This window comes from Pseudomonas shirazensis (genome assembly GCF_050496565.1).
In the GTDB taxonomy this organism is placed as follows: domain Bacteria; phylum Pseudomonadota; class Gammaproteobacteria; order Pseudomonadales; family Pseudomonadaceae; genus Aquipseudomonas; species Aquipseudomonas shirazensis_A.
In genome coordinates this window covers 161,681-175,018 of record NZ_JBNWAE010000009.1, presented here as the reverse complement: position 1 = coordinate 175,018, position 13,338 = coordinate 161,681, and the positions used below count along the sequence as shown (strand labels likewise).

The following is a 13,338-nucleotide window of genomic DNA, read 5'->3' as shown; positions in this document are numbered from 1 at the left end:
GATGACGTCGTACACTTCCGGGACCCAAACCCAGAACCGCAGCGCACCCCAGTCCATCGGATTTCTTCTCCTGGACAACTTCACACTGATATCCCTGGCGTCGGCAGTAGAGCCGCTGCGCATGGCCAACCAGCTGTCGGGTCGCGAGCTGTATCGCTGGCATACCCTGACCGTCGATGGCGGCCAGGTGTGGGCCAGCGATGGCTTGCAGATCACCCCGGATGCCTCCATGCACGCCGCGCCGCAGATCGATACGGTGATTGTCTGCGGCGGTGTCGGCATCCAGCGCACGGTTACCCGCGAGCACGTCACCTGGCTGCAGGCGCAAGCGCGTCAATCGCGTCGCCTCGGGGCGGTGTGTACCGGCAGCTGGGCCCTGGCCTGTGCCGGCCTGCTCGACGGCTTTGATTGCAGCGTGCACTGGGAGTGCCTGGCATCGATGCAGGAGGCCTTCCCGCGGGCCAACATGAGCACCCGTCTGTTCACCCTCGACCGTAACCGCTTCACCAGCTCCGGTGGCACCGCGCCGCTGGACATGATGCTGCACCTGATCAGCCGTGATCACGGCCGTGAACTGTCGGCAGCCATCTCCGAGATGTTTGTCTACGAGCGCATCCGCAACGAGCAGGACCACCAGCGCGTGCCGCTCAAGCACATGCTCGGCACCAACCAGCCGAAGCTGCAGGAGATCGTCGCGCTGATGGAAGCCAACCTCGAAGAGCCGATCGATCTCGATGAGCTGGCAGTCTATGTCGCTGTCTCGCGTCGTCAGCTCGAGCGCTTGTTCCAGAAGTACCTGCATTGCTCGCCGTCGCGTTACTACCTCAAGCTGCGCCTGATCCGCGCCCGCCAGTTGCTCAAGCAAACGCCGATGTCGATCATCGAAGTGGCTTCGGTCTGCGGTTTCGTTTCCACGCCGCATTTCTCCAAGTGCTACCGCGAGTACTTCGGCATTCCGCCGCGCGATGAGCGTGTCGGTTCCAACACCACCCAGCAGGTGGCGATGATGCCGATTCCGCAGGCCATGACCCTGTCGCCGCACAGTGGGCCGTTGGCTGCACTGAGCCAGGCGCGCAACGAGTCGACGTTTGCCAGCGTAAGGCTGTAACTCTCAGCAGACCTTCGCGGGATTTGCCGCGAAGGCGGGGCGAGGTAGCGTGAACCTGTTGATAATGATTCTCGACTACGGGTAACATCGCCGCCCCGAGCATTGCTGGCATACCACCCCGTGGCGGACGACAAACTGCAGCTGTACCTGAGCCACCGGGCGGCGTTGCTTGATTACGCCGCGCCGATCGTGGGTTGCCGCGCCCGCGCCGAGGATGTTGTGCAGGAAGCCTGGTTGCGTTTCAGCCGCCAGGACGACAGCGCCGACATCCGCCACCCAGCCAGCTACCTGTATCGCATCGTGCGCAACCTGGCGCTCGATCAAACTCGCCGCAACGCCACCGAAAAGACTCAGCCCGGCGGCGATGAGCTGCTTGCCGACATACCCTCGAGTAGCGCCTCCCCGGAGCAATCGGTCAGCCAGCAGGATGAGCTGGCGGCCATCAGCCGCGCGCTGGAAGAGCTGCCCGAGCGCACGCGTCTGGCGTTCGAGATGCATCGTCTCGGCGGCTTCACCTTGCAGCAGGTGGCCAACCACCTGAACGTCTCGGTCAGCCTCGTCCATCAGCTGGTGCACGATGCCCTGCGCCATTGTCTGGAGCGGCTGGAGGGCGATCTTTGAACGCATCTGTGAAAAAACCACGCGCTGCTGCGTCTTTTGCTCAACGGGCCGACTCTGTGCGACCCTTCGCGCCCGCTAATCCACAGGAGACTGGCCGCACATGACGTCAGCAGATCCCGCTTGCAGCCGTCGTGGTCAGGCGCTGGACTGGCTCCTGCGTGTGCAGCAGGCGCCCGACGATATTCAGCTGCGGGCTGAGCTTGCGCAGTGGTGCGCCAGCGATGTGGCCAACGCCGAGGCCTATGGCAAGGCCGAGCGGGTCTGGCGCCTGACTGCTCAACTGGCGCCGACCAGCGCAGCGCAGTGGCCGCTGCCGGTAACCAGCAATCCCGTTTCACTGCCGCCAGCGGCTCGGCCAACGCGGCGTCGGCGGCGCTGGCTCGGCGCGGCAGTCGCTGCCTGCTTGCTGGTGGCGCTGGCACCTTCGCTCAGCCTGCGCATGCAGGCCGACTACCGCACCGGCCAAGGCGAAACCCGCGACGTCACCCTGGCAGATGGCAGCGTGGTGCAGATGGACAGCGACAGCGCCATCGCCGTCGAGTACGCCGGCACTCAACGCGATGTGCGTCTGCTCGCCGGGCAGGCCTTCTTCAAAGTCACTCCGGATGCCACCAGGCCGTTTCATGTCCGAGCCGACGCTGTGCAGGTGACGGTTACCGGTACGGCTTTCAATGTTGAGCTGCGCCCGCAGCAGGTGGACGTCGAGGTCGAGCACGGTTCGGTGCGCGTCGCTGACGCCAGCCAGGCGCGGGTGTTGTCCAGCGCGCTGACGGCAGGGGAGCGCCTGCGCTATATCGACGGCTTGGTCGAGGTGCGCACCTTCCAGCCGTCGCAGGCGGCCGCCTGGCGCAAGGGCCAGTTGATTGCCGATGACGTCTCGATAGCCGAGCTGATCGGCGAGCTTGAGCGTTACCTGCCGGGCAAGGTGCTGTTGCGTGACCAGAGCCTGGGCAGCAAACGCGTGACCGGCGTGTATGACCTGCGCAAACCTCAGGCGGCGCTCAACGCCGTGTTGCGGCCACATGGCGGCAAGGTCGAAAACTTTGGTCCCTGGTTGCTTGTTGTCAGCCGGCCTTGAGGCCTGTTCGGGGCTGAGCGACAGCCCTGAAGCCAGTCCCAGAAAAAATATTTCAAAATTGTCTGAAAAATCCGCGAACCACCCCGTCTTCTACCCCGCGCGCAATAACTGAGATCGATTCGTATTCTATTTGCTACCCGGACTGTGTCCGGGGCGGGGACGTGGGATGACTGTAGAAGCAAGCCGTAGGTCGCGCCCAGCGCGGGGTTGGTCGTTGCGCCTGAAGAACGCCGCAGGCAGCGGCATGCTTGGGTTGTGCTGCTTGTTTGGCGCGCTGCCAGCGCATGCCGAAGAGGCCGCCGAGCGCACGCTGTTGAGCCAGGTGCACATGTTCGACATCCCCGCGCAGAACCTCGCCATCGCGCTGATCAACTTCGGCCAGCAGAGCAATCTGCAGGTGACGGTCGACCCGGACCTGCTCGACGGCCTGCAATCGAGCGCCATCAGCGGCCAGTTCAGCAGCGAAATCGCCCTGTCGCGCTTGCTCCAGGGCAGCGGCCTGGCCTGGGACTACGAGTACGGCGCGCTGGTCTTCCGTCGCCTGCAAAGCGCCGCCGACGGCGCGCTGGAACTGCACAACACGGTGGTTTTGGGCGATACCGAAGAGAACAGCTACATGGGCGCCACGGTCATCGACCGCAAGGCAATCAAAGCCTTCCCCGGCGCTAACGGCGACATCACCACGCTGCTGCAGATGCACCCCAACGTGCAGTTCAGCACCGACCAGAAAAGCTCGAACACGCCCGGCGAAATCGACCCGGCCGACATCAGCATCAACGGCGCGAAGTTCTATCAGAACAACTTCATGATCGATGGCATCTCGATCAACAACGACCTCGACCCCGGTGCCCACGGCTACAACGAAACCCGCCAGTTCGACTCGGCGCCGAGCCGCTCCCACGGCATAGCGCTGGACGCTGACCTGCTGGAAGAAGTGAAGGTCTACGACAGCAACGTGCCGGTCGAGTTTGGCGGCTTCAATGGCGGTGTGGTCGATGCCATCACTCGCCGCCCGAGCCAGGACCTGCACGGCAAGATCTCCTACGCCATGACCCGTTCGGAGTGGACCAGCTACCACATCACCCGGGAAAACAAAGAGACCTTCGACACGTCGTCAAACGAGAAAAACCAGCCTGAGTTCACCAAGACGACATTGCGCGGCACCCTCGAGGGCCACCTCACCGACAACTTCGGCGCGTTGCTGAACTTCTCCCAGAAGCGCTCGTATCTGCCCCTGCGCGGCTACGCCAACGGCTACAGCAGCCCCACCAGCGACAACGACCAGGAGCAGACCCGCCAGCTCGACAACTTCCTGCTCAAGACCTACTGGACGGTCAACGACCGCCTGACCCTGGACACCTCGATCGTCTACGCCCCGCAGGAAAACACCTACTACCGGGAAGACTACCGGGACTCGGGCTACACCAATATCAACGGCGGCTGGCAGGGCTCGTTCAAGGCCATCTACGAGGGCGACAGCGCGCGTTGGACCCAGCAGCTGGCCATGAGCGATCTGTATGCGTCGCGTGAGTCGGACAGCGATGAAGAGATCAAATGGTATTGGTCCGATACCAAGAACTGGGGCAATCCAGGCCTGACCAATGCGCGTAGCTCGCAAGGTGGCTTTGGCGATATCTACCAGACCCAGCGCAGCCTCGACTACAAGCTCAAGGCCGACTGGCAGACCTTCAATCTGGGCAGCACTACCCACAGCCTGACCACTGGCCTGGAGCTGGGTTGTCAGCAGGCAACCTGGGAACGTGAAGACCCTGCGTTGTCGGTCGCCACGTCCAAACGTGATGGCGGAGTGTGCAGCGGCAATGACCCGTTCTGCTCCACCGGCACATTGCTCAATGGCCAGAGTCGTCAATGGGCCACGGCGAAGATGAGCTACGGTGCCGGCAAAATCGACATGGCGCAGAAGAAGTACGCCTTGTTCATTCAGGATGAAATCGGCTACGGCAACCTCACCCTGCGTCCGGGCCTGCGCTATGAGGGTGACGACTACATGGAGAAGAAAAGCCTGGCGCCGCGCTTTGCCGGCGACTACGACTTCTTCGGTGATCGCAGCACCGTGCTGGTGTTCGGCGCCAACCGCTACTACGGTCGCAATCTGTTCAAATACCGCCTGGCCGATGGGCGTCAGGGTTACACCACACGCTATACCCGCACGACCCAGGAAGGCGACTGGACCAATGCCAGCCGCAACCCGAACCTGAGCAAGTTCTCGACGATGGACATCCCCTACGACGACGAGTGGATGCTGGGGCTCAACCAACGCTGGTTCAACACCGAGTTCCAGCTCAAGTACGTCAACCGTACCGGCAAGGGGCAGATCTACCGGACTCGTCCGTATTACTACCTCGACGCCAAGGACATTCCTGAAGGCTACAGCAAGGACTACTACAGCTACCTCAATGCGGGTACCAGCAAAAGTGAGAACCTCAGCCTGACGGTCACGCCGATGCAGCCACTGCGCTTCCATGGCACCAGCACCAGTGTGCAATTGGCACTGGACTGGTCGCGCTCGAAAAACGCTTATGGCGCGACCTATGAAGCAGGCCTGGACGGCGACCAGCTGGACAATGAAGACGTCGTTCTCGACGGCAAGCGCATCGCCTATCACGAACTGCCGGCCAGCGACTTCAACCGGCCATGGACCGGGCGCCTGACCACCATCACCGACATCCCTCAGTGGAACCTGTCGGTGAGCAACTTCTTCCGCTACCGCGGCCCCTACGATCAAGTGGTCGGGGTCGACCCCGATGTCGAGATCGACGGTGAAGTACTGAAGCGTTACGAAACCGTGGCTACCCCCGGTGCGCCGACCTGGGACATGCGTGTGGCCTGGGAAATCCCGACCGGCAATGACCAGGCGATGTTCGTCAATGTCGACGTGACCAATGTCACCGACCAGGTCAACAAGATCGCCAGCCGCGAGTCGGTCAGCCTGGTCAGCTACGAAGTCGGCCGCCAGTACTGGCTGGAAGTCGGCTACCGCTTCTGATCCTCCTATAAAAAACCGTGGACACCCTGATGAAAAAGCTCATTGCCGGCCTGCTTGGCCCGCTGCTGCTCTGCGCCTGCGCAGCGCTGCCTGACGCCGATACACCGCTGCCGTGGGACGCCGCCGTCAGCCAGGGCACCCTGGCCAACGGGCTGCAATACCGGCTGGTGCGCGAGACCAGCCAGCCCGGCAGGCTCGACCTGCGCCTGGCGGTCAACGCCGGCTCCATTGACGAAACTGAAGACCAGGTTGGCGTCGCGCACATGGTCGAGCACTTGCTGTTCCACAGCCGCGCCGGGCACAACAGCAACGTGCGCGAGCGCATGACCGAGCTGGGTTGGGTGCAGGGCCGGCATTTCAATGCCATGACCAACTATGAACGCACCCAGTACATGCTCAGCCCGCCGGCTGGCGTCAAGCAGACGCCGCAGGCCTTGCAGGTACTTGCAGACATGGTTTTTGCGGCCGACTACACGGCGGCGGACCTTGAGCGCGAGCGGCCGATCGTCATCGAAGAATGGCGCGGCGGCCTTGGCGTGGCCCAGCGCATGAACCAGCAACGTACGGCGTCGCAGCGGGTCGGTTCGCGCTACCCCGAACACCGCACCATCGGCAATGAAGCGGCGATCCGCAGTGCCAGCCTGGGCAGCCTGCAGGCGTACCAGGCGAAGTGGTACCAGCCTGGCAACATGGTCATCTCGGCGGTCGGTGACTTTGAGCCGGCGGCGATGCTGGCGCAGATCGAGCAGGCCTTCGGCACGGTCGCTGGCAGCGGCAGCCCGGCACGGGCCTATCGCGACCTGCCGCTGGACAACAGCCTCAAGGTCTTCCACCTGCACGACCCGCAGTCGGGCAGCAATCAAGTCTCGCTGCTGCTGCGCCTACATGAGCCGGACAGCCGCGGCAGCAGCCGCAATGCCTTGCGTGAGCGGCTGATCGACCGCATGACCCTGGCCATCCTGCTCGACAGCCTGCGCCGCCAGCCGCTGCAACCGGGCGTGCGTAGCTTGATTGCGCAGAAGACCCTGATCGGCAGCCAGTCGACCGTGCTGGGTATCGCCGCCGGGGTCGAGGGCCAGGCCCACGATCAGGCGCTGCGCCAGTTGCTCAGCGAGATCGAGCGGCTGCGCCAGCATGGTTTCAGCGAGGCCGATTTCCAACGCGAGCAGGCGCATATTCGCAGCCTCGGTGAGAAGACGGTGGCCAATACCAAACCACGCAGCTTCGAGCAGTGGGTCGAGCAATTGAGCAACGCTACTGTCCCTGAAGGGCGGGTGACTGATCGTCAGGCCACCGCCGGGCGCTATCTTGAAGTGCTTGAGCAGATCGATCGCCGCGACCTTGAGCAGCGCCTGCAGCGCTGGCTTGCCAGCCCTGACCGGGTGCTGCAGATCAGCGCGCCAGAGGCCAGCCTGGCGCGCCTGCCGACGGTCGCGGAGGTCGAAGCGCTGCAGGCAAGCATTGCCCAGACACGCCCGTCGGCACCTGTCAGCGAAGCGCCCAAGGTCGCTGCAACGCCTCGTTTCGAACTGCCTGCACCTGGCCCGGCCGGGACCATCGTTGCGCGCCAGGCTTTTGCTCAAGAGCAGGTCGAGCACTGGCAGTTGAGCAACGGTGATCGGCTGGTCTGGCTGCGCCGCAACGGCCCGGATGGCAAGTGGTTGCTGCAAGCGGAGTCATCGGCGGGCTACAACATCGACGGGGCGCCGGCTTGGCGTTTGCAGATGGCGGCGCAACTGGCGCTGGCCAGTGCCCCCCAGGCAGGCGCAAGCGAGGCGTTGATCGAGTGGCGCAAACAGCAGCGCGCCACCATCAGCCTGGAGCACTCACCGCAGCGCCTGCAGATTAACCTCAGCGCAGCGCCCGAGCAGCTGCCAAGCGTGTTCCAGAGCTATCGCCTGAGCCAGCAGGCGAACATCGACCCGGCGCTGTTCAGCGAAGCGCGCGCGGACCTGCTGGCACGCAGCGACAGCCGCCCGGATGATGTGCGCAGCCAGCAGGACAGCCAGCAGCGCCGGCTCAAATTCGGCGCCGATGCCTGGCAGGCGCCAACGCCTGTCACGCTGCAAGCGCTGACCAGCGAGCAACTGCGCGCTGACTGGCAGCGCCTCTCGGGTGCGCCTGTCACCTACTACCTGATGGCCGACATTGACCCTGCCCAACTGGAGCCGCTGGTGCGCGAGCAGCTCGCCAGCGTGCCGCGCACGTCCGCCTTGCCGAGCAAGCCGGTTATGCAGCAACCCGGCCAGCGTCGGCATGACCTGGCTATCGCGCTGGAGCCCAGGGCCGTGCTTGAGGCCAGCAGTTATCAGCCGCAGGCCTGGAGCCCTGAAGCGGCCATGCGTGTGGCCGCCCTGCGCGACCTGGCCAACCAGCGCCTCAAGCAGCGCCTGCGCGGTGAAGCCTCGGGGATCTACCGCTTGCAGTTCGACAGCGAACTGAACCCACAGACCCAGCGCATCGAGAGCCGCTTGAACTTCACTTGCGACCCGGCCCGGGTCGATGAGTTGTGGGCGCTGGCGCAGCAGACCCTGGCCGAACTGGACGTGGATGCACAGTGGGTTGCCGTGCAACGAAGCGAACTGTCTCGCCAGGAAGCCAAGCGCCGTGACGACCCGCAAACCCAGTTCAAGCGTTTGATCCTCAGCGAGCGTCACTGGCAAGACCCACGCTACCTGCGCACCCAGGCGCAGTTGCCGGCAGCGCTGAGCTTGCCAGCCCTGCAGCAGCAGGCGCGGCAGTTGTTCCCGCTGGCCAATCAGGTGCAGTTGCGCTTGCTGCCTTCGGTGACCGCACTGGAGCAGGCGCTGTGAATACGCTGCGCAGATTCGTCCGTCTGAGCCGGCCCTTTTGGCATGATCGCGGCCAGTGGCAGGGCTGGCTGATGCTGGCGGCCGTGATCGGCCTGGGCTTGCTGGTGGTGCAGATCAATGTGCTGATCAACAGCTGGAGCAAGGCCTTCTATGACACCCTGGCGGCGTTCGATACTGCTGCCCTGTATGGGCTGGTGGGCCAATATGCGCTGTATCTGGGCGCCTACGTGCTGATCATCGTCGGCCTCGATTACATCCGCAAACGCCTCGAACTGCGCTGGCGCCAGGCAATGACCGCACGCCTGACCGATGCCTGGCTGGCCGATCACGCTTTCTATCGGCTGGGCCTGAGCGGCGAGCCGGACAACCCTGACCAGCGCATCGCCCAGGATGTCGACCTGATGGTGGGGTTGAGCATCGAACTGGTGGCGTCATTGGTGATCAACCTGGCCCAGGTTGGCGCCTTTGCGCTGATCCTGTGGAACCTGTCCGGCGTGCAGAGCTTCAGCCTGTTTGGCGCGACCTTTACCGTGCACGGCTATCTGCTGTGGATCGTGGTCATCTACACCCTGACCGGGAGTGTCCTTACGCACCTGATCGGCAAGCCGCTGCACGCGCTGAACTACGAACGCGAGCACCGTGAAGCGGACTTTCGCGCGAGCCTGCTGCGCAAGCGCGACCATGCCGAGCAGATTGCCCTGTACCGCGGCGAAGGTGTCGAGCGCGAGCAACTGGCCCGGCGTTTTCAGGCGATTGCGAGCAACTGGCGGCAGTTGATCGGCCGCGAGCGTGACCTGAGCCTGTTTACCGTTGCCTACCAGCGGTTGAGCCTGATCATTCCGGTGTTTGCGGCCATGCCGGCGTTCATGAGCAAAGCCATCACCCTGGGTGGCTTGATGCAGATCCGCAGCGCGTTCAGCGCCGTGCACGATTCGTTGAGCTGGTTCATCAAGCTGTACAACAAGCTGGTGCGCTGGAGCGCGGCACTGGAACGGCTGGATCAGTTCGAGCGGGCCATCGAAGCCAGCCGGCAGCAGCTGGTCAGCGCGCCGCAGGGCAGTTGCCTGTGTACGCAAGGGCTGACCCTGTGCCGGCCAGATGGCAGCGCACTGCTGAGCAATCTCGATCTGCGGGTGGGCCAGGGCCAATGGCTGCGCCTGGCCGGCCGCAGTGGTTTGGGCAAGTCGACCCTGCTGCGCACCCTGCAAGGCTTGTGGCCGTATTGCCGGGGTAACTGGCAGTTGCCGCCCGGGCGCAGCCTGCTGTTGCCGCAGAAGCCGTACCTGCCACAGATGCGCCTGCATGAACTGCTGGCGTATCCGCAGTTGCAGCGCTTCGACGATGTGCTGTTGATCGACGCCCTGGTCAAGGTCGGTTTGAGCGAACTGGTCAGCCGCCTGGGTGACGAAGCAGAGTGGGAGCGGGTGCTCAGTGGCGGTGAACAACAGCGCCTGAGCCTGGCGCGGGCGTTGCTGTACCAACCCGACACGCTGTACCTGGACGAAGCCACCAGCCAGCTCGATTTCAACGCCGCCTATGGCCTGTTGCGTATGCTTCGTCGCGAGTTGCCGCAGTGTACCGTGGTGGGCGTGACCCACCAGGTCGGCCTCGGCGAATTGTTCGAGCGCACGCTGGAGCTGGAGCCTCAGCTCCAGCCCGCATGAGCCAAATCAGGCGCGCTTGCTGAACTGCGCCAATGCCGGCAGCAGCTGTTTCTCGATGGCCTGGCGCACTGCCGGGAGGATCGTCGCGCTGCCGGTGTACATCTGCTCGACCATGCCCTTGAGTGCACGTGCGTTGGGTTCGGTCAGCCCGCGCACCACCACTTCGCAGGCCTGCTCGGCGCTGGCGCCGGCGGGAATGTCAAAGCCGCGAGCGCGCATTTGCCCCAGCAGGTCGTCCTGATCAATCAAATCCGCATGCATCATGGTTGTTGTCCCTTCTTATCGCCAAGAGAGTGCTGCTGTGATTTACGACCGATTCTGTGACGACCGCGACATGCCCGCAACAACAGAATGCCGACATGGCTGCTTTGGCTATGAACAGGTCGCTCATGGCTAACTCGATCAACCAATGGGCCCGCACACTGGGGTCATTCACCGCAACGTGGGGTTTGGTCACCCTGACTCGTCACAGTGAATATCGCTCACTCTCCCGCCCCGACAGCTCACGGCTTGTCGGGGTTTTTTTTGCCCGGTAGCTGCAAGGTCCGACCTATCCATGTGTCTGCCGGCAATGGCGCTTGAGCCGCAACCATGGCCTGCAGTTGCGACCGGCTGTAGTCGCTGAACGGCGCCGAACTCGGCCCGGCCAGGTCCACGTGCAAGAGCATCTGCTCGCTGGCCGCCAGTGCCTGTTCGAGGTCTGCCCGGTGCAGGCTGTGGTAGAGGTGCAGGCGTTTGCTGTCAAAGCCGAGGATATGGGTTTGCACCCATACCTCGCTGCCCAGTTTGACCTCGTGCAGGTAGTTAATATGCGCCTCGAGGGTAAACAGCGAATGGCCGCTGTGCCCACGCGCGTCGGCGTCCAGGCCGATCTGCTCCATCAGCGCGTCGGTGGCGTAGCTGAAGATCAGCAGGTAATAGGCATCGCGCAGGTGGCCGTTGTAGTCGACCCAGTCCGCCTGGACTGGGGTGCGGTAGGTAATCAATGCAGGCATCGTCTGCTCCTCAGTCCGCAAAGCTCATGCCGTGCTCGGCTTTGCTGGTTTTCACCGCTTCCAGCACGGCCAGCAGGGTGTCGTCGCGGTAGCGTTCAAGGGCCGCGATACTGCGCTCGCCGAGTTGCTCCGAGGTGCCGGCAACCACGTCTTCGATCAACTGTTCGCTGAGCTCCGGCGCTGGCAGGTAGGTCCAGGGCAGCTTCAGCGCCGGGCCGAACTGAGCCATGAAGTGACGCATACCGGCATCACCACCCGCCAGGGTGTAGGTGAGGAAGGTGCCCATGAACGACCAGCGCAGGCCGGCGCCAAAACGGACTGCATCGTCGATCTCGCCGGTGGTAGCGACGCCGTCGTTGACCAGGTGCAAGGCTTCGCGCCAGAGCGCTTCGAGCAGGCGGTCGGCGATAAAGCCGGGGACTTCCTTGCGTACGTGCAGTGGGCGCATGCCGAGCGCGGTGTAGATGATCTTGGCGGCTTCGATGGCATCGGCAGCGGTATTGCGGCCACCAACGATTTCGACCAGCGGCAACAGATAGACCGGGTTGAACGGGTGGCCGACCACGCAGCGTTCGGGGAGGCTGGCCGACTCGTAGAATTCACTCGGCAATAGCCCTGAGGTGCTCGAGGCGATGATTGCAGCGGGCTTGGCGGCAGCGCTGATGCGCGCATGCAAATCGAGCTTGAGCTCCAGTCGCTCGGGTGCGCTTTCCTGGATGAAGTCGGCGTCGCGCACGCAGTCTTCGATGCTGTCGACAAAGCGCAGCCGCTGTTGTGCTGCACCTGCTGCCAGGCCTTGTTTCTCCAGCGCTGGCCAGGCATTGGCGACACGTTGGCGCAGGGCTTGTTCGGCGCCGGGGGCTGGGTCCCAGGCGATTACATCGAGGCCGTGGGCAAGGGCGCGGGCGACCCAGCCGCTGCCGATGACGCCACTGCCAAGCGCGGCAAAAATCTTGATATCGGTGATGAAAGGCATGTTCGACTCCTGAGGGAATTACCGGCGCTTGAGATTCATTTTTGCCCGGCCTTCAGCCGGTGTGAGCACGCGGGCGCCGAGCCGGCTGAGGATCTCCACCGCACGCTCGACCAACTGGCCGTTGCTGGCCAGCACGCCTTTGTCCAGGTACAGGTTGTCTTCCAGGCCGACCCGCACGTTGCCGCCGAGCAGCACGGCTTGCGCGGCCATCGGCATCTGCATGCGGCCAATGCCGAAGCCAGCCCAGGTCGCGCCTTGCGGCAGGTTGTCGACCATCGCCTTCATGGTCCCAGTGTCGGCTGGCGCCCCCCAGGGGATGCCCAGGCATAGCTGGAACAGCGGGTCGTCGAGCAGGCCTTCCTTGATCATCTGCTTGGCGAACCACAGGTGACCGGTGTCGAAGATTTCCAGCTCGGCCTTGACCCCCAGCTCGGTGATCCGTTTGGCGCCCGCGCGCAGTTGCGCCGGGGTCGACACATAGATGGCGTTGCCATCGCCGAAGTTGAGCGTGCCGCAGTCCAGCGTGCAGATTTCCGGCAGCAGCGCCTCGATGTGCGCCAGCCGCTCCAGCGGGCCGATCAGGTCGGTGCCGGGGCCAAACTCCATCGGCGACTCGCCCGGGCCGATCTCCAGATCGCCGCCCATGCCGGCGGTGAGGTTGACGATGATGTCGACGTCGGCCTCGCGGATGCGCTGCATGACTTCGCGGTACAGCTCGACATCGCGGCTGAAACGGCCGGTCTGCGGGTCGCGGACATGGCAGTGGACGACGGTGGCGCCGGCCTTGGCGGCCTCGACCGCGGCGGCGGCGATCTGCGCCGGGGTGATCGGCACCAGGTGGCTCTTGGCGACCGTGTCGCCAGCGCCGGTGAGGGCGCAGGTAATGATGACGTCGTGGTTCATGCTGGGGTTCCTGGCTAGAAGTCTGGATGGCGTGGGCTGTACGCGGTCCGTGTAGGAGCGGCCTTGCCGGGGCGCCGGACCGGTCGGAAAGGGCTGCGTAGCGGCCCCACGATTTATGCCGCGCCACAGATTGCCGGGGCCGCTACGCGACCCTTTCGCGACACAAGGCCGCT

At 64.0% G+C, this 13,338-nt stretch carries 10 protein-coding genes; 6 read left to right on the top strand and 4 right to left on the bottom strand.

Annotation, left to right across the window (positions count from 1 at the left end):
- The first annotated feature begins 1 nt into the window (after position 1).
- The 6 genes from ACQZ2L_RS15200 (at position 2) to ACQZ2L_RS15175 (ending at position 10,291) form a co-directional block, all read left to right on the top strand.
- Positions 2-1,108: a GlxA family transcriptional regulator gene (locus tag ACQZ2L_RS15200; protein ID WP_101322493.1), complete on the top strand. Its 1,107-nt coding sequence runs from the start codon at positions 2-4 to the stop codon at positions 1,106-1,108.
- A gap of 120 nt (positions 1,109-1,228) precedes the next feature.
- Positions 1,229-1,729 (top strand): sigma-70 family RNA polymerase sigma factor, encoded by a 501-nt coding sequence (locus ACQZ2L_RS15195; protein ID WP_430326808.1) that lies wholly within the window; start codon positions 1,229-1,231, stop codon positions 1,727-1,729.
- A gap of 100 nt (positions 1,730-1,829) precedes the next feature.
- Positions 1,830-2,807, top strand: a complete 978-nt coding sequence (locus ACQZ2L_RS15190) for a FecR family protein (protein WP_430326806.1) — start codon at positions 1,830-1,832, stop codon at positions 2,805-2,807.
- A 166-nt stretch (positions 2,808-2,973) separates the two neighbouring features.
- Entirely contained in the window at positions 2,974-5,814 is a 2,841-nt protein-coding gene (locus tag ACQZ2L_RS15185) for a TonB-dependent receptor plug domain-containing protein (RefSeq protein WP_430326805.1), read from the top strand.
- A gap of 29 nt (positions 5,815-5,843) precedes the next feature.
- Positions 5,844-8,627, top strand: coding sequence for an insulinase family protein (locus ACQZ2L_RS15180; protein ID WP_430326804.1), 2,784 nt, complete (start codon positions 5,844-5,846; stop codon positions 8,625-8,627).
- Positions 8,624-10,291, top strand: a complete 1,668-nt coding sequence (locus tag ACQZ2L_RS15175; protein WP_430326803.1) for an ABC transporter ATP-binding protein/permease — start codon at positions 8,624-8,626, stop codon at positions 10,289-10,291. The genes ACQZ2L_RS15180 and ACQZ2L_RS15175 overlap by 4 nt, the downstream gene beginning before the upstream one ends.
- Positions 10,292-10,297: 6 nt before the next feature.
- On the opposite strand, the gene ACQZ2L_RS15170 is transcribed toward ACQZ2L_RS15175, so the two are convergent.
- The 4 genes from ACQZ2L_RS15170 to ACQZ2L_RS15155 all read right to left on the bottom strand — a co-directional run bounded on the left by ACQZ2L_RS15170 (position 10,298) and on the right by ACQZ2L_RS15155 (position 13,165).
- Positions 10,298-10,555, bottom strand: coding sequence for a hypothetical protein (locus ACQZ2L_RS15170; protein WP_430326802.1), 258 nt, complete (start codon positions 10,553-10,555; stop codon positions 10,298-10,300).
- 239 nt (positions 10,556-10,794) lie between these two features.
- A complete protein-coding gene (locus ACQZ2L_RS15165) occupies positions 10,795-11,286 on the bottom strand; it encodes a thioesterase family protein (protein ID WP_430326801.1) in 492 nt (163 codons plus the stop codon).
- 10 nt (positions 11,287-11,296) lie between these two features.
- Positions 11,297-12,262 carry an L-carnitine dehydrogenase gene (locus tag ACQZ2L_RS15160; RefSeq protein ID WP_430326800.1) on the bottom strand — a complete coding sequence of 322 codons (966 nt, stop codon included), beginning with the start codon at positions 12,260-12,262 and terminating at the stop codon, positions 11,297-11,299.
- Positions 12,263-12,280: 18 nt separating this feature from the next.
- Positions 12,281-13,165: a 3-keto-5-aminohexanoate cleavage protein gene (locus ACQZ2L_RS15155; protein WP_314874618.1), complete on the bottom strand. Its 885-nt coding sequence runs from the start codon at positions 13,163-13,165 to the stop codon at positions 12,281-12,283.
- Positions 13,166-13,338: the final 173 nt, after the last annotated feature.

Coding starts and splice junctions, on each gene's coding strand:
- ACQZ2L_RS15160 (WP_430326800.1), bottom strand. CDS start 12,262: ATGCCTTTCATCACCGATATCAAGATTTTTGCCGCGCTTGGCAGTGGC.
- ACQZ2L_RS15155 (WP_314874618.1), bottom strand. CDS start 13,165: ATGAACCACGACGTCATCATTACCTGCGCCCTCACCGGCGCTGGCGAC.
- ACQZ2L_RS15170 (WP_430326802.1), bottom strand. CDS start 10,555: ATGATGCATGCGGATTTGATTGATCAGGACGACCTGCTGGGGCAAATG.
- ACQZ2L_RS15200 (WP_101322493.1), top strand. CDS start 2: ATGACGTCGTACACTTCCGGGACCCAAACCCAGAACCGCAGCGCACCC.
- ACQZ2L_RS15185 (WP_430326805.1), top strand. CDS start 2,974: ATGACTGTAGAAGCAAGCCGTAGGTCGCGCCCAGCGCGGGGTTGGTCG.
- ACQZ2L_RS15190 (WP_430326806.1), top strand. CDS start 1,830: ATGACGTCAGCAGATCCCGCTTGCAGCCGTCGTGGTCAGGCGCTGGAC.
- ACQZ2L_RS15180 (WP_430326804.1), top strand. CDS start 5,844: ATGAAAAAGCTCATTGCCGGCCTGCTTGGCCCGCTGCTGCTCTGCGCC.
- ACQZ2L_RS15165 (WP_430326801.1), bottom strand. CDS start 11,286: ATGCCTGCATTGATTACCTACCGCACCCCAGTCCAGGCGGACTGGGTC.